This window comes from Shimazuella sp. NTD247, from assembly GCF_059510415.1.
The window spans coordinates 60176-75654 of sequence record NZ_JCAJZU010000001.1 but is presented as its reverse complement, the minus strand read 5'-3'; the positions used below and the strand labels follow the sequence as shown (position 1 = coordinate 75654).

Here is a 15479-nt window from a genome sequence, read left to right as displayed (position 1 = left end):
CTTTTTGACAACTCCATACGGCTAAAGCCGTTGGATTCTTGGGACGATAGCCTCATGACTATTTCATTACCAAGCTAACCCCGTGCGCCCCACGGTTTATGTTTGTTGATTTCTTCTTTGCCGCGAGCAAACTTGGTTTTCGTCTGTCACAACTATACATATATTTAACATGGGAATGTTTGTTTGTGAATTTGCTTTTTCCAAAGATTGAACTAGTGAAGGAAAATTCCTTACCCTCGTTCAACGCTCGCTTTCATCCCACGATTTAAACCGTGGGTTTTCTCGCTCGCAATGTTATAAAATATTCTGTTGCAAGATTGACAATTTTTTCTTTTTAAAGATACACTTAAGTAAGTGTATTTCTATTCAACCAAAAGGTAGGCATCATGACATACAATGATCTACTGGGCATCGAACTACCAAAACCTACACATGACTCATTTTATCTTGAAGGTACAAATGGCATTTTGATTATCATCATTCCTGGATGGTCAGAAACTCCTATGTCCATCCTACCTGCTGCCTATTACTTGAATAGCCTAGGATATTCTGTTTTTGTGCCTGATTACCCACCTTACTCCATTCATCTCATTTGGCAGGACTGGTGGAAATCAATTTGGTCTCAGATTTATAAATGTAAGCAGTTTGGAGTAAAAAAAGTAGTTTTGGCAGGCTTTTCGATGGGAGGGCTTTTTTCGATCCAAGCTACTATTCTCGCAGATCGATTGGAAAAGGTATGCGGATTGGAAGTAATCGGAAATATTCCCATTAGCTCTCCATTCTACTTGAATCCGCTTTTCGAACACCTTTTGGGTAATCTCCATCGCTCTACTTTTGATCGAAAAATCGCCTATGGGATCAATCGAGTCCGCCCGACAATTTATTTTAAACCATCTGATGTCCCCTTTGCTTCTTATCGCGGATCAGAGGAATATCGTCCTATTCACTCCGTTTTTGAACTTTATCGGGTCATCCATTTTACAAATCGTCTTGTGAAACATACAGAAATCAAAAAGCCAACCATGGTGTTGCTTGCACAAGATGACGAAGTAGTTGATATTAAGAGAACCATGCGACGAGTGCGTAAATATGTAACAAATCATGTGTATGTCCTTTCAGGACAGCACAACTGTCTGTTGGATTATTCATGTAGACAAGTCTGTGAAATGATTCACTGGTTTATTAGACAAATAAACGAATAAAAATCAGTGAAACGGCAGCTATCTTACTTGGGTAGCCGCCGTTCAAGTTTTATATTTAGTTTTAAGCAGACATTTCCTTTATTCGTGGTGGGCAGAACATTAATTCTACCCACCTTTTTACACTTAGAAATGACTATTTGGTAACCCTTACTTTCAGATTTGTATTTCGAACAGCAGCTTGAACAGAGATATTATACCCTTCCACATCTACTGAACGAGCATACATACCATTTGAAAGAAGTTCCTGAACAGAGAGTGCATTGGAAACGACTCTTCCATTGTAGTAAATTACAACTCGCCCGCTCTCAATCTTGATCAGAAAAAAAGAGACTTTCACTTCTTGTCCATTTTTAGGAAGAAGATTTCCGCTTTCATTAACTCTCATTTCATCCCCTAAGTGTTGGATTATCTGGACCACTTCATTATACAACAATTATCAGATTTTTTCTTACTATCCAAAAAAACCCCTCCATAGAGGGGTTAACCATCAAGACCAGACACTGTGTTCACGAAAGATTCGATTGCATTCTTGGAGACGGTCTTCCATTTCTTGTTCATTGCTTGCTACCACAACTAATGATGCCATATGATCGACACTTGATTTGGGTCCGTCAAATTTTTCTCCTGGCTTGGCCAATAAGCGGTATTCAGTGACATAATCCGGCCAAACTTCAGCACTAAAACCTTGAAACACACCTTTTCGCGGGGGAAGGAGAGCAGAACCTGTTAGTACGCTCGGTTTCACTTGCTTTCTGCCGCCAGTGGGCAATTCTAAAGGAATACCCAACTGAGAATAAATCCAACATTTATTCAAATTAATACCAAATGACTGATCAATTTGGATATTGACTCTACCTCCACCCGTTCTGCTCGCAATTTCACAAAGTATAATATTGTCATCAGGAGTATGGAAAAATTCTGCATGAAATGGTGTATGCTCAGGAGGAGCCATAATACGTAGGTGTTTCGCTGCTCTATCTGACATCCTTAAGGCTAGTTCACTTGATTGGTCAACAATATAACTCCCTGTAAATTTCCCTTCTTCGTGAAAGGATAAACATGATTCTACGTATTTACTTACAGACGTGAATACTAATTCTCCATGATAAATAAACCCATCAACATGGTACAAATCTCCTTCTACAAACTTTTCTACTTCCCAGCCATGGGGAACTCCTTGTTGCAAAAGAGTGAATAATTCCTCATGAGTTTCAATAACAGTTGTACCAACAGACCCTGCACTATCGATCGGTTTTAGTACAACAGGTAATTTATGCTGTTCCACAAACTCTAGTAAATCAAAACTATTTTCTACTGCTTTGAATGCTGGAGAAGGCAGCCCATGTCCCATTGCTAATTCCTTCATTTTAATCTTACTGCGAAAATTCCAAGCGCTATCCCATGTTTGTCCTTCAATTCCAAATCGATCGCGCAAATACGCTGCACGTAAAACATCACGTTCAGATAGACCAATAACAGCCCTATATTTGTAGCGATCATATAACTCAATAGCACGCGCTTCTACATTTGCATTATAGTTATAATTGGGAAAAGACTCAAAGTAGGCAAAATTACTTGCAGTAAAATCTGCTTCATAATCATCTGCTGTCAACAAAATAAGATCCTCATGCAAATCTTTTAGCCAATCTTCATATGGAGCAAGGTCACGTGCAACACGATTTAATATTAAAATACTCATCTCATCACTCTTTTCTGAATATTTAAAATTATCTTTACCCTTGTTTTACACTTTCACACCGATATGAAACTTTACTTCCAATATGAAGACTGTTCAAACCAATTAGCTACATACGTTAGACGTTCTTCTATCTCTTCTTCAGTCATTCCTTGGACAACAAACGATGCTATATGATCCACACTTAATTTGGGATGATCGTAACTTTCTCCTGGTTTTGCTAGCATACGATATTCCGTTACCCAAGAAGGGGGGCTTTCCAAAGGTCCAGAAACAAACTCTGCTTTTCGTGGAGGAATCAATACATCCCCTGTAAGAATCCTCTGCTCTCGCTGCATAACACTTGCTGCTGTTTCACGCATATCGACACCACATTGTGCTTGCACCCAAGCTTTAGTCAAATGCAAACCATATGCTTCCTCCAAATAGGCATCCAAACGACCCCCACCTGTACGGCTAGCAATCTCACACAATATAATTTCATCTTCAGGCGTATGAAACAATTCTGTATGAAAAGCTGTATGTGAAGGGGTATCCAATACTTGCAATAATTGAATTGTAAAATTTGAAAACCTTTGAAACATAGGGTTTTGACGACTTATCAGATAACTTGCATTATACCCGCCTGATTGATATGCTAGGCACCCGCTTGCATATTTGGAAACAGAGATAAATGCGACCTCTCCTTCGGTAACGAGACCATCCACATGATACATATCTCCAGAGATAAATGTTTCTACCTCTGTAGAATGTTGTATGCCTTGTTCTAGAGCGACCTCTAAATCCAATTGATTATAAATAACTTGAATATTCTGCGATCCTGCTCCATCAATTGGTTTGATAATAGCTGGATATCCATACTTCTCTACAAAAGAGATGAGATCAAGGTGTGATCGAAGCGAAGCAAAACGCGGAACTGCTAAACCAGATGCTCGAGCGATTTGTTTCATTTGTGTCTTGTCCCGAAATTGAAATGCACTCCCCGGAAGCTGCCCCTTTAGATCTAGTTTTTCTCGTAAATAACTCGCTCGAAGAACATCTCTTTCTGAGATAGCGATAATCGTATGAAAATGATAACGCGCATATAATTCTATTGCACGGAGTTCAACTTTTCCATTTGTATCAAACCTTGAAAAGGATTCGATATAAGCATAGTCTTTTGCCGGGAAACTTTCGATTACTTCTTCATCTGATAGCAGAAGTAATTCCTCATCCAGACCATCGAGCCATTGTTCGTATTGGCAACGGTCATGGGCAAAACGATTAATTATTAAAATGCTCATAAAAAACCCCCAGTTCATGGAGTAAATATTTTTATAAGAAGAAATACACTCCTCTCTGTAATATTCGTGTAAAATTTCAACTGTCTTCGTTGGTCTGATTAAAATTATACCATTTCACCAAATCGTCAATCAACTATAAATAAAAAAAGTTTTCTAATAAAGAGAAATAGAATGAATCATCTGCCTCATCATTCCGGCATTGATTCATTCTATTTTCATTTCTAAATCATGATGGAAGAGTAAGTGCTTTCATAAATCTTTACACTTTCTTTTTCACGCATCATAATAATATAGTTGATATACAGCTGCCACATCGCTTGCCAGTATGGATCGTTATCGGGTTTGTACACCACATTCAATCCGATTTTTTTTGCATCCTGGTAATTGATGACTTGACCATGATTTGGATACTTCTCAATGTTGATCAGTTCTTCTGCGATCCGCTTTGCTTCATTAATCTGATTTTTAAACATCGAACGCGAAAGCCATTTCACAGCTAAACGTTTCGAATGTTCAATCGATTTCAAACAATAATCGATTAAAGCTGCATCCACACCCTTAAGAAATGGATAGTACGCTGGATTTAATGCTTGTCCGTTAGCATGTTCTTTTTTTATCATCTCCAAACCATTTAAAAAGGCTTGGGCAGGACGAAATGCAAGACCAAAAGCAGTGGGGATTGTAACTTGCGGGTCAATGGGGCCTAATTCTGATGTGTTACTCATTACAATTTCATCTGCTGCCAAGCTAACAAGCGTTGCAGCACTTTTCGCAGCTTGAGGGACAACAACACGCAAATGCTTTGTTTTAGCTAATAATGTATGAACAATAATTTCCGCTGCATTGGGATCGCCACCCGGACTTTGGATGATCAGATCTACATCACTATCTTTGTCCAAGTTAGAGACCATTTCACTAAAAGGTGCAATATCTTCCCGAGTAATTGCACTTTCTGGATGATTAAAATTCGCTATATAGACGATTATCCTGCGTTTTGTCGCTTTTTCAATCTCTTGGATAAAAGATTGTCTTGTGTAGCGATCCCGGTGAACAGCATGATACAGCGGTTGATTTGGCGGTAGATGTGACATACTTGGAGATGAGAAATCCACGCCCACCCCCCTTTCTTAAATCGACCGATAGGGTCTCCCATATAATTTTTTCCGCTCTGGTTTTTCTTCTATTGCTTCCATATTTTTTTCAAATTCTTGAAAAGTCTTTATAAACATTTCAAAGTTTTTATCTGTATTCGTCTCTGTGACAAATTGCTGTTTTGCTCTAAGAAGTGATTGGAACAACCAAAAAACCCCCTTTGATAAACTCGATCAAACTTAGTATATGCAGCCTAGTGAATATGATGAACGGCAACATATATAAACTCGACACTAGACATTCTCATTTTAACATGATTGGGCCAAGCGTGTATATAATCGGAACTAGTAGTTTGTTTCGTTGTTTAATCATTCACTTATAAATATAGACATGATACTATTTGAGTGTTAAACAAGTTATCTCAACTAGGAGCAGATATGCAAACAATTCAAAATCATGAAATCGTATTTGTGACCGAAGGGGTGCATATTAAGATTGAGGAAGGAAAACTGATTCGCGGTGATCTTCCAGAGGAAAAATTTATCGAGAACATTGCGATTCTGGACTTTGAGGTCTACATTTTGATCGGCACTTATAATTCAATGAAAGTTACAAATATGAAGTTTCTTGTATCTAACAATAGGATTGATCTGTATTCTGCCTAGTTAAAATGCCTAGTTGGTCAACATCAACTAGGCACCATCATTATTTCGAAAATGTATAAGCAACCGTAATCAAACTATCGCCCAATGTCGCCGGCACATTGGCATAACGAGTCCACAAATACTCCTCTAATTTCCGTTTGTCTTCCCCTTCCACACGGCCATTTTCATATGTATACACGATAAATGGAATATCTGAACCGGCTTTTGCCAGCTCATCCACGATCACTCTGACCCTTGCATCTTGATTATTTCCCCATGCTGTCTTATAACGATACACGATAATATCAAATGCATTTTCAAATAATTTTTCTTTAAACAGATGCTCATCAAACGGCATGATGGTTATATCCGTAATTCCTCTGCGTTCAATCGGTTTTAATTCCCTCGACTTCATCAATTGAATATCTTCTTTGGAACCCGTAACCAAAACACGCACTTTTTTATAAGCTAATTCTCTCTCAATCATCCGTTGTAATGTCTTCTTTTCTTCTTCAATGCTCTCTTGAAAGTGCACTTTATTTCGCTGCAAACTTTCTTTTAACTCTTCATCAAATTGATGTTCAACTTCTGCTTTCATAATATTCATCGTATCAGTGATGTTGTCTTTAAACTCTTTTCTGCTCTGTCCAATTGTAATCGATAATACAACTGCCATGATTCCAAATAAAAAAGCTGCTACTGCAATAAATATGTTAAAAGTACTAAACAAATTTTCTTGATCTTTTTTGAAATCATCTTGAAAATCATCGTTATTTTTTTCCATTAACTTTAGTTTTTCATCTACGATATTGGATTGATTTAATTGCATTTCTAATTGATCTATTTTCTTTTGTAAAACTTCTGTCTGCGTCTCTGCATGTACTGGTTGTATGATACTAAAAACAGCACACATCATGATGAAAAATATTGAAAAAAAGGATCTCAACAAGCACGTCCCTCCAATTATTAAAAATATTACAATAATCTAATAATACCTTATTTCACCTTTGTCTGCTTTTTTGAATTCCTACACCAGAAACAATTATCCAATTATTTCGAATACGTAGTATAAAGGGAAAACCAAAATATCATCACCATAGCCGCATCAGTACAAAACATTCTTGTATAGCAAAAACACCTACATGCGTAGGTGTTTTTTAGCTTCGAAAATCTTCCGGAAATAACTGTAGCAAATCTTCTTTTTGAATATCTTGTTTTAAACCGAGACGTACGGATTGATTTCGGACCGCTCTTTCAAATAAATTTCGAACAAAGCGTCCATTACTTGATGAACCGCGGCTTATATGGGCACGCAAAATAGGTTTGATAATTAAGTCACAATCGATACTCAATTGGTATTGTTGACTATCCACTATTTTCAATAAAATTTGATACAATTCATCTTCGGTATAATCTTTAAATTCAAAAACGGTTGGAAACCGAGAGACAAGGCCGGCATTGCTTTGCAAAAACCGTTCCATATCATTGTTATATCCAGCAAGAATAACTACTAAATTTTCGCGGTGGTCTTCCATTGATTTGACTAAGGTATCTATTGCTTCTTTTCCAAAATCACTTTCCCCTCCGGATGCTAACGCATAAGCCTCATCAATAAACAAAATACCGCCAAGAGCTTCTTGAACCATTTCATTTACTTTTTGTGCAGTTTGACCAATATGAGTAGCGACTAAACCACTGCGATCGGTTTCAATCAATTGACCAGATTTTAGAATTCCAAGTTCTTTTAAAGCAGTTCCAATAATTCGAGCAAAAGTAGTTTTCCCTGTTCCTGGATTACCTTTGAAAATCATATGAAGAGATTGTCCTTTATTCGTAGAAAATCCTTGATCTCGACGCAACTTTTGGATTCTTGCTTGCGCAACAAGTGCACGTACATGTTCTTTTATTGCTTCATTTCCAACAACTTTGGCAAACTCTTCTTCCAAATCAAATTGTCCTTTGTTGTCTGCCACTCCAAAATCAATGGATTGTAAGGTTCGAAGCTCTTCCGGAGAATGAAATCCATCTTTCTTTAAACGTTTGGATTGACGTCTGATCGCTTCTTGGATTACATTTCGAACTAAGCGACCATTCCCATCATCATTTCTTCCTGCTATTTGCCTGCGTTCCAACACAGAATGCAAGGCCTTTTCAGTATCCGCATCCAGTATAAATTGTTCCTTCTGTAATTCATTTTTCGCAATTTGGAGTAATTCCAAATCCGTATAATCAGGAAACTTTATTTGACTTGGAAATCGCGATTTTAACCCGCTGTTTACTTTCATAAATTCTGCCATTTCTTTGGAATAGCCTGCTAAAATCACAATAAGATCTTCTCGGTTTTCTTCCATTCCTTTTACTAACGTATCAATTGCTTCTTTTCCGAAGTCATTATCGCCTCCACGTGATAGGGCATATGCTTCATCGATAAATAAAATGCCACCAATAGCGCGTTCGATAACTTTTTTTGTCTTCGGTGCTGTATGACCAATGAATTCCCCAACTAAATCTTCCCTTGTTACTTCTACTAAATGACCTTTGGAAACTACACCCAGTGCGCGAAATATTTTTGCTAGAATTCGGGCAACGGTTGTTTTTCCCGTTCCTGGATTACCAGTATAGATCATATGAAGACTTTGATTCGTGATTGTTTGTCCTATTTTGTTTCTTTCTACTTGAATCGCAACCATATCTTTCATTTCTAATACAAACTCTTTTACAGGTTCCAATCCAATCATTTGATTTAATTCATTTAATGCTTCTTGCACAAGCTCTTCTCTTTTTTCTGGTGTTAAATCAGCAACTTTCGTCGCTGCTATTTCCGGATTCAATGGATTTTGACCATGATATTCCGGTACAGAGACAGCCGCTTGCTGATGAAATTTATCAAGTATTTTTTGACGCTCTGTATCCGAATAAAGCGGATCATTTAAACAATTTATTTGAAAGTAAACTTGATTTGTCTGATTGGAATAATGATAAATTCGTTGATTCATAAATGCTTCTAAATATTTTTCTTGTTGAAAAACAGATGAAATAGAATATGACAATGTTTTTTCTACATATATATCAAACCAATCCAAGTAGTCATCACCACAGGAAGAAAAACGATAAGTAGACAAAACAGAATCAGATTCGATTAAATCAATAACCAAATTCACGGCGGAGATCATCCGATCACGTAAGCGATCCAATTCATTCCCTTTTGCCATTTTCTCCATTAATCGAGAGGAAATTTGTACACCATATCCTAAAATTCCTAAGTATATTGGAGTAACAAGAAGCAATATTAGAAAATTCATAAAAAAACTTCCTGACATACCTGCGGAGGCAATAATATATAGGATAAATAGCACAAAACGTATAATAGTGGGCATTGCATAAAATCCTACGAATATGGATCGAATGACGGGTGGTGCTGGAACTGTCTGCGACAATATATCAACTTTTTGTTCTGATTTTCTTTTCCAAATATTGATTTCGTTTCGAGATATTTTACGAAATCCATCTTTGCGTATACGAGCAAAAACTAGTTCAATAATCTCTTTTTTCTTTTTTTGGACCGTAGTTAAAGCCAAAAAATTACACCTCCTAATATATTATGAATTCTTTATCATCTTACCTTTGAATACAATTTGACGCAAGAAATACCCAGCATAATAGGTAAATAGAACCACTTGCATACTGTACCGATTTGTTTGGAAAAATAAAAGAATCCTATCTCTTAAAAGGTGTGGCATATGAAACGATCCATTTTATTATTGCAATTACTAATTTTTGTAATCATTCTTATCTGGTCTGGAATACATCCGATTAAACGAAGCCTTTGGTGGTATGAAATGTTACCCGCATTATTGTTAGTTATCCTACTAATCCTCACCTATAAACGTTTTCCATTAACATCGTTAACTTATTGGATAATATTTTTTGGAACCATTACTATGCTTATTGGAAGTCATTACACTTACGGTGGAGTACCTTTTTTTCATACGATCCAAAAAGCATTTCACTTTAAACGGAACAATTTTGATCGAGTCGGTCATATTTTTCAAGGTATGATTTTCACTGCTATCGTGAGAGAATATTTTATTCGCGCCAAGATACTGTATCAAAACAAATGGCTTTTTTTGATCGTTGGATTGCTCAGCCTTGCTTTCAGTGCTTTTTATGAAATTTTTGAGTTCAGTATCGGATTATTTTTTGATGGTAATATCCAACAATTTTTAGGTTATCAAGGTGATATATTCGACTCGCATTGGGATATGATCAGCGCATTAATTGGCACAGCTATCGTCTTGTGTTTAAGTAAAGTACAAAATCATCAATTGCAAAATTTGCATAAAAAACCTCTCCTCCAACCCACTCCACGACTTCAGCCGAATTAATAAATAAAAAGTGCTGTACATTTTCGTACAACACTTTTTATTGTGTAAGGAAACGCAGAAACCAAACAGCATGATTTTGTTCATCAAGAGCTGTTCGCCTAAAAACATATTTCACTCTTGTATTCTGTTCATCTTCAAAAGCATGCTATAATCCTTCTCGAAATGTAACCAGATACTTCTCTATTTGCTTTGCTCTTGAATTTTTTCTAGTAAGAGAAAAATACAGTTTACTTATCTCCCTAAAAGAAGGAGTTCTTCATCCTTCTCCATTTTCATTGATACTTTATCGTTGTCTGACCAATCACATCTAATATTTGATAACAGATTATTGCATTGCACTCCCCTTCAATCGATTTCTCAATAATTTCTAGCAACTCATTATTTCCTTTGTAGTATTGTATTCGAAAGTAATTTTCTTCTTACCAATAGTAGTACCAAGGAGAAGCATAATAACTCGGATAAAACATTGGATAAAACCCTGGAATAAATCAAGGAAAAGCGGGTCTAGGTGCTATACCAAACGGACCATGTGGTATATGTATAGGACCTGGATGAATTGGTCGAACTGGACGAACAGGCCTTGGAATAGGATCACCACGTTGAGAGTAAGAATAATCCGCCATAACATCAGAACCACAATTATTACACACGAGTTGGATCACCTCTTTTTCATCTTCCTTATAAAACATCTTATTACCAAAAAATTATGATCCTTCCTGCCTCTGTATTACGTAAAAAATAACTATTACAAATATAATAAATACAATTAAAACAGAAATACCGATAAGAATATATAGTAATATTTCATATTTTATTCTAAAATTAAAATAGAATTGAAATATTAATTATTATAATCATGGGGAGGCTTCTTCTTGATCGCTACTATCAAAAAAACACCTTGGAAATTAGCTTTAACCGGAGTGATTTCCCTATCCTTTTTATTTACTCCCTTTTCAATTGCCACTGCGAAACCAAAAGAGACTGGTGAATTTGCTTATCAACAGGTGAAGTATCTTTCTGAAAACATTGGATCAAGAGTTTCTGGGACTGTTTCAGAAAAAACTGCAAGTGAATATTTAGCGAATCAATTGAAATTACTGGGCCTTAAAACGGAAATACAGCCGTTTACCTATTCTCGAAAAGGAACAACATACTATTCCCAAAATGTAATTGCAACAAAACCCGGCAAGTCTACAAAGGAACTCATTGTTGGTGCGCATTATGATTCTGTCTCTGTTGGAAAAGGTGCAGATGATAACGGTTCCAGTATTGGTGTTGTGCTAGAAACACTGCAAAAAGTTATGAAAAAGAAAACACCGTATACCTTGAAAGTTATATTCTTTGGATCAGAAGAAGCAGGACTTCAAGGGTCCAAATACTATGTATCCCAAATGACCGAAGAACAAAAGAAAAATACAGTTGCGATGATTAACTTGGACAGCCTTCTTGCGGGCGATTATATGTATGTGTATGGTGATCAAGGAGAACAAGGGAAACTACGGGATTATGCACTTACCTTTGCTAAAAAGAAAAAGATTGCAATGTCCACTAATCCAGGATTAAATCCAGATTACCCTCAAGGTACTACTGGTGACTGGAGCGATCACGCACCATTCAAAGCGGCAGGTATTCCTTATGCATACCTTGAAGCAACAAACTGGGAAATTGGTGATCTAGACGGATACACCCAAACCGTCAAACATGGAGAAATCTGGCATACGGAAAACGATAACCTGACTTTCTTAGAAAAAGAATTCCCTGGAAGAGTACAAGAGCATTTAGAAGCATTTACGACTGTACTTACGGAATTAGTAGAAAAAACGGATAAGGCATTAAAATAAAACGCAGAAACCTCTTATTTCATAATAATAAGAGGTTTTTTATGTAAAATAATAAAAAAGTTATTCTTTTTTTCTAAAAAAGGATAATTTTCCTGTTCTGTTTCTTGAAGTTGTTTTATACTAAATTACGTAAGTGTTCACTTTTCGCATCGGAGAATATTATGTCAAAACCTGTAGAAATCATACAGATTTCACCGGATGAATGGGCAGTTGCTATTCGAGAACATGCCAATACAACTGTAAATTTTGTCACCATCCCGATTCGTGGTGCCAAGTTTGATGTAAGAAGCCAGACATTTACACCTATTAGTGGTAGGAAGACGTTCTCCTGTGGATCAGGTTCCTATCAATCCGAAGTGAAAAAGTTTACCATCACTGGCAGGAACATATCGAAAGTATCAACTATTTTGTTTGACTGCAGAGATATACATGTCGAACATGTCCAGTACAATAAAAGTGCAACTCCAGAAAATATTCTCGATGAAGTTAAAAAAAGCCAGAAAGTTTTTCCTTGGGCGCAGAGAAAGTAAAATAAAATAGAATGTTTCCATGCAATACACCAGTTGAAATGGTGTATTGCATGGATTCATATCACAAAAAATAATTCAAATAGAAATATTTCCCTTGCAACTATTGATAATTTTTTATAGAATTATTGTTGACCGTTTCCAGCATATGTATGGGAGAAAAATAAATGTCCAAGCTGGTAACTGTAACAAAACTTTCCTCCGGCAAGTGGTCGCTCGGAATTCGTGAGCGTGATAGGGATGCAGATAATACACTTGAATTCCCTGTTCACAATGCAAACTACGACCCTAATCACCAGCGGTTTACTCCTATGGAGGGAAAGACGCTCTTTTGGGGTGATGGGGATGATCGACGGGAAATGGAGTGGGTCGAAATCCTCGGTTCAGACAAGAAAAATGCAGGTGCACTTCAGTACGATTGCAGGGAACTTCGGTTCAGGAAGCCGAACAAGTCCTCGTACGATCGTACCCCTGAGAAGATTCTCCACAATTTCAAGCGAATTGAAGAGCTGTATGCAGAGCTCTGGTAATAGTCATTGTTAAAACAGACGGTACACTCAGAAACCTTGAGTGTACCGTCGCTGATTTTTCTATAACTTGAATATAATTTTCTACTTGATATGATCACTATGTCTAACCTCTTTTTATATTTTTCTCCAATAAACAGATACTAATTGATTGAGGTGAGCATTTTGATAAAACTTAGTGTTTTGGACCAGTCTTTGATTTCATCCGGCAGTAATGCTGTGGAAGCATTTCAAAATACAGCTCAATTAGCAAAAGAAGCTGATAAGCTAGGGTATACTCGTTTCTGGGTTTCGGAACATCATTTCGCCAAAAGTCTGGCAGGTTCTAGTCCAGAAGTTTTAATCAGCCATTTAGCTACAATAACAGAACAAATACGAGTTGGTTCAGGCGGTGTTATGCTTCCACACTATAGTGCATATAAAGTTGCAGAAAACTTTCGTGTTCTTGAAGCATTATTTCCAAATCGGATTGATATGGGATTAGGCCGAGCACCTGGCGGAACACATTTGGCGACACAAGCCCTGCAAGAATATAAAAATACATACTCTGATAAGTACCCCGAGCAACTCGACGATTTAATTACTTATCTGTATGATTTGGCGGATAAAAACTTCCGTTTTCCAAATTTATTTGCTACGCCTAAAATAGAAACAGTTCCAGAGATGTGGATTCTCGGATCAAGCGGTGGAAGTGCTCATCTTGCCGCACAACGAGGAGCCGGCTATGCTTTTGCCCAGTTCATTAACGGAGAAGGCGGCACAGAAATTTTAAAATATTATCGTGATCGGTTTCAGCCTAGTTTACTTAACGATAAACCGCAAACACTTTTAGCGATCATCGTATTTTGTGCGGAAACGGATGAGGAAGCTGAAAAATTAGCGAAGAGTGGTGATCTCGCACTTCTATTGTTAGAGAAAGGTGCTTCAAGAGAAGGAATCCCTACTATTGAAGAAGCCCTTGCCTATCCTTACAGCGACTTTGATCAATATCGCATTCAAGCTAATCGAAAACGAATGGTTGTAGGAAGCCCTTCGAGTGTAAAAAAACAAATCGAAAAATTATGCGATGATTACCAAACTGAAGAAGTAATGGTTGTCACTTTTATGAATGATCTCCATCATAAACGAACGTGCTATCGACTACTAGCAGAAACCTTTTCGATTAAAGGCAATTAGCGCGGCTGGCATTTTCACAAAAAAGACATATATCCTGCTGGAAATAAATTTTCCAGAGGTTAATGACTTGATAAGATGGTAAAGATGGTTTTAAAAACACATACAATAGGAAGTGGAATATATGGGAGAAATGGTAACTACCTATGAAGGTTGGTATGTCAGTCACGACTTTCGTACAATTGACTGGACAAGCTGGAAAGCAACCGACTCTCAAAAAAGAGAAAAAATTATTCAAGAATTATTGGATTTGAATAGCTCTTATGCTTCACTTGAAGAAAAGCAACAAGGCAGTTTTGGTCAATTTTCTATTCTCGGACAAAAAGCCGATCTGCTTTTTGTTCATCTTCGCCCTACTTTAGAAGAATTGAATGAGGTAAAAAACCAATTTGATAAATCAAGTATTGCAGAATATCTCCTTCCCGCATATTCTTTCGTTTCAGTAATAGAATTAAGCGGTTATCAGATGAGACCTGGAACCGACCCGGAAACTGATCCTCACATCCAAGCTCGTTTGAAACCGATCCTACCAAAAAGCAAATACATTAGCTTTTATCCGATGGACAAGCGTCGAGAAGGCAACGACAACTGGTACATGCTATCAATGGAAGAACGACGAACGATGATGCGAAGCCATGGTTTAATCGGACGTTCCTATGCAGGAAAAGTAAAGCAAATCATTACTGGTTCTGTAGGATTGGATGACTGGGAATGGGGCGTTACTTTATTCGCTGAAGATCCATTGCAATTTAAAAAGATTGTACAGGAAATGCGTTTTGATGAAGTTAGTGCCAGATTTGGCGACTTCGGATCATTTTATACTGGCTGTCGCTTAGAAAACGAAGACCTACAAAAATATTTCTCTTTATAATCAGACAGAGCACATGGTAGTTGATACCCATGTGCTCTGTTTTAAGGTACTTTATTTTATTGTTTCAACTCGAATGAGTGCCTCTCAAAACCAATACCCCATTCTGCTCTCTGCGAACCATCATGATGCTTCTTACAAAAGCCACAAGTTTTACATACAGGTGTCTTTCCGCAATTTGCTTCTGTATCTGGATTAATCAAAATTTCGCAACCAGCCATTTCTCTCTCCTCTTGTCTAT

The 15479-nt window shown here is 37.1% G+C and carries 17 protein-coding genes; 8 read left to right on the top strand and 9 right to left on the bottom strand.

What is annotated here, in order from left to right; genetic code table 11:
• The first annotated feature begins 386 nt into the window (after positions 1–386).
• Complete coding sequence (locus tag AC5WOC_RS00350; protein ID WP_496053425.1) at positions 387–1202, top strand: alpha/beta hydrolase; 816 nt, start codon at positions 387–389, stop codon at positions 1200–1202.
• Positions 1203–1335: 133 nt separating this feature from the next.
• Here AC5WOC_RS00350 and AC5WOC_RS00345 read toward each other — a convergent pair whose 3' ends face one another.
• From AC5WOC_RS00345 to AC5WOC_RS00325, 5 genes are all read right to left on the bottom strand, one after another.
• Entirely contained in the window at positions 1336–1587 is a 252-nt protein-coding gene (locus tag AC5WOC_RS00345; RefSeq protein ID WP_496053424.1) for a hypothetical protein, read from the bottom strand.
• A gap of 102 nt (positions 1588–1689) precedes the next feature.
• Positions 1690–2901 (bottom strand): ATP-grasp domain-containing protein, encoded by a 1212-nt coding sequence (locus tag AC5WOC_RS00340; protein ID WP_496053423.1) that lies wholly within the window; start codon positions 2899–2901, stop codon positions 1690–1692.
• Positions 2902–2972: 71 nt separating this feature from the next.
• Positions 2973–4181: an ATP-grasp domain-containing protein gene (locus AC5WOC_RS00335; RefSeq protein WP_496053422.1), complete on the bottom strand. Its 1209-nt coding sequence runs from the start codon at positions 4179–4181 to the stop codon at positions 2973–2975.
• Between the two features lie 221 nt (positions 4182–4402).
• Complete coding sequence (locus AC5WOC_RS00330) at positions 4403–5293, bottom strand: SDH family Clp fold serine proteinase (protein ID WP_496053421.1); 891 nt, start codon at positions 5291–5293, stop codon at positions 4403–4405.
• Between the two features lie 15 nt (positions 5294–5308).
• Entirely contained in the window at positions 5309–5479 is a 171-nt protein-coding gene (locus tag AC5WOC_RS00325) for a hypothetical protein (RefSeq protein WP_496053420.1), read from the bottom strand.
• Between the two features lie 231 nt (positions 5480–5710).
• Here AC5WOC_RS00325 and AC5WOC_RS00320 point away from each other — a divergent pair, with 231 nt between their 5' ends.
• Positions 5711–5938 (top strand): hypothetical protein, encoded by a 228-nt coding sequence (locus tag AC5WOC_RS00320; RefSeq protein WP_496053419.1) that lies wholly within the window; start codon positions 5711–5713, stop codon positions 5936–5938.
• A 40-nt stretch (positions 5939–5978) separates the two neighbouring features.
• Here AC5WOC_RS00320 and AC5WOC_RS00315 read toward each other — a convergent pair whose 3' ends face one another.
• Positions 5979–6866: a hypothetical protein gene (locus AC5WOC_RS00315; RefSeq protein WP_496053418.1), complete on the bottom strand. Its 888-nt coding sequence runs from the start codon at positions 6864–6866 to the stop codon at positions 5979–5981.
• Between the two features lie 208 nt (positions 6867–7074).
• Positions 7075–9495, bottom strand: coding sequence for an AAA family ATPase (locus AC5WOC_RS00310; RefSeq protein ID WP_496053417.1), 2421 nt, complete (start codon positions 9493–9495; stop codon positions 7075–7077).
• A gap of 162 nt (positions 9496–9657) precedes the next feature.
• Here AC5WOC_RS00310 and AC5WOC_RS00305 point away from each other — a divergent pair, with 162 nt between their 5' ends.
• Complete coding sequence (locus AC5WOC_RS00305; protein ID WP_496053416.1) at positions 9658–10302, top strand: DUF2238 domain-containing protein; 645 nt, start codon at positions 9658–9660, stop codon at positions 10300–10302.
• Positions 10303–10790: 488 nt separating this feature from the next.
• Here AC5WOC_RS00305 and AC5WOC_RS00300 read toward each other — a convergent pair whose 3' ends face one another.
• Positions 10791–10952 (bottom strand): hypothetical protein, encoded by a 162-nt coding sequence (locus tag AC5WOC_RS00300; protein ID WP_496053415.1) that lies wholly within the window; start codon positions 10950–10952, stop codon positions 10791–10793.
• A 222-nt stretch (positions 10953–11174) separates the two neighbouring features.
• On the opposite strand from AC5WOC_RS00300, the gene AC5WOC_RS00295 reads away from it, so the two are divergent.
• The 5 genes from AC5WOC_RS00295 to hemQ all read left to right on the top strand — a co-directional run bounded on the left by AC5WOC_RS00295 (position 11175) and on the right by hemQ (position 15241).
• The gene (locus AC5WOC_RS00295) at positions 11175–12143 is read left to right on the top strand and encodes a M20/M25/M40 family metallo-hydrolase (RefSeq protein WP_496053414.1); all 969 of its coding nucleotides are present in this window, start codon (positions 11175–11177) and stop codon (positions 12141–12143) included.
• Positions 12144–12304: 161 nt separating this feature from the next.
• Positions 12305–12673 carry a hypothetical protein gene (locus AC5WOC_RS00290; protein WP_496053413.1) on the top strand — a complete coding sequence of 123 codons (369 nt, stop codon included), beginning with the start codon at positions 12305–12307 and terminating at the stop codon, positions 12671–12673.
• 164 nt (positions 12674–12837) lie between these two features.
• The gene (locus AC5WOC_RS00285; protein WP_496053412.1) at positions 12838–13200 is read left to right on the top strand and encodes a hypothetical protein; all 363 of its coding nucleotides are present in this window, start codon (positions 12838–12840) and stop codon (positions 13198–13200) included.
• Between the two features lie 162 nt (positions 13201–13362).
• Complete coding sequence (locus AC5WOC_RS00280; RefSeq protein ID WP_496053411.1) at positions 13363–14373, top strand: LLM class flavin-dependent oxidoreductase; 1011 nt, start codon at positions 13363–13365, stop codon at positions 14371–14373.
• Positions 14374–14494: 121 nt separating this feature from the next.
• A complete protein-coding gene (hemQ, locus tag AC5WOC_RS00275) occupies positions 14495–15241 on the top strand; it encodes a hydrogen peroxide-dependent heme synthase (RefSeq protein WP_496053410.1) in 747 nt (248 codons plus the stop codon).
• A 56-nt stretch (positions 15242–15297) separates the two neighbouring features.
• On the opposite strand, the gene AC5WOC_RS00270 is transcribed toward hemQ, so the two are convergent.
• A complete protein-coding gene (locus tag AC5WOC_RS00270; protein ID WP_496053409.1) occupies positions 15298–15459 on the bottom strand; it encodes a hypothetical protein in 162 nt (53 codons plus the stop codon).
• Positions 15460–15479: the final 20 nt, after the last annotated feature.

Excerpts from the sequence above, each read along its gene's own strand:
- AC5WOC_RS00270 (WP_496053409.1), bottom strand. The coding sequence starts at position 15,459 with ATGGCTGGTTGCGAAATTTTGATTAATCCAGATACAGAAGCAAATTGC.
- AC5WOC_RS00290 (WP_496053413.1), top strand. The coding sequence starts at position 12,305 with ATGTCAAAACCTGTAGAAATCATACAGATTTCACCGGATGAATGGGCA.
- AC5WOC_RS00320 (WP_496053419.1), top strand. The coding sequence starts at position 5,711 with ATGCAAACAATTCAAAATCATGAAATCGTATTTGTGACCGAAGGGGTG.
- hemQ (WP_496053410.1), top strand. The coding sequence starts at position 14,495 with ATGGGAGAAATGGTAACTACCTATGAAGGTTGGTATGTCAGTCACGAC.
- AC5WOC_RS00285 (WP_496053412.1), top strand. The coding sequence starts at position 12,838 with ATGTCCAAGCTGGTAACTGTAACAAAACTTTCCTCCGGCAAGTGGTCG.
- AC5WOC_RS00345 (WP_496053424.1), bottom strand. The coding sequence starts at position 1,587 with ATGAGAGTTAATGAAAGCGGAAATCTTCTTCCTAAAAATGGACAAGAA.
- AC5WOC_RS00350 (WP_496053425.1), top strand. The coding sequence starts at position 387 with ATGACATACAATGATCTACTGGGCATCGAACTACCAAAACCTACACAT.
- AC5WOC_RS00340 (WP_496053423.1), bottom strand. The coding sequence starts at position 2,901 with ATGAGTATTTTAATATTAAATCGTGTTGCACGTGACCTTGCTCCATAT.
- AC5WOC_RS00335 (WP_496053422.1), bottom strand. The coding sequence starts at position 4,181 with ATGAGCATTTTAATAATTAATCGTTTTGCCCATGACCGTTGCCAATAC.
- AC5WOC_RS00305 (WP_496053416.1), top strand. The coding sequence starts at position 9,658 with ATGAAACGATCCATTTTATTATTGCAATTACTAATTTTTGTAATCATT.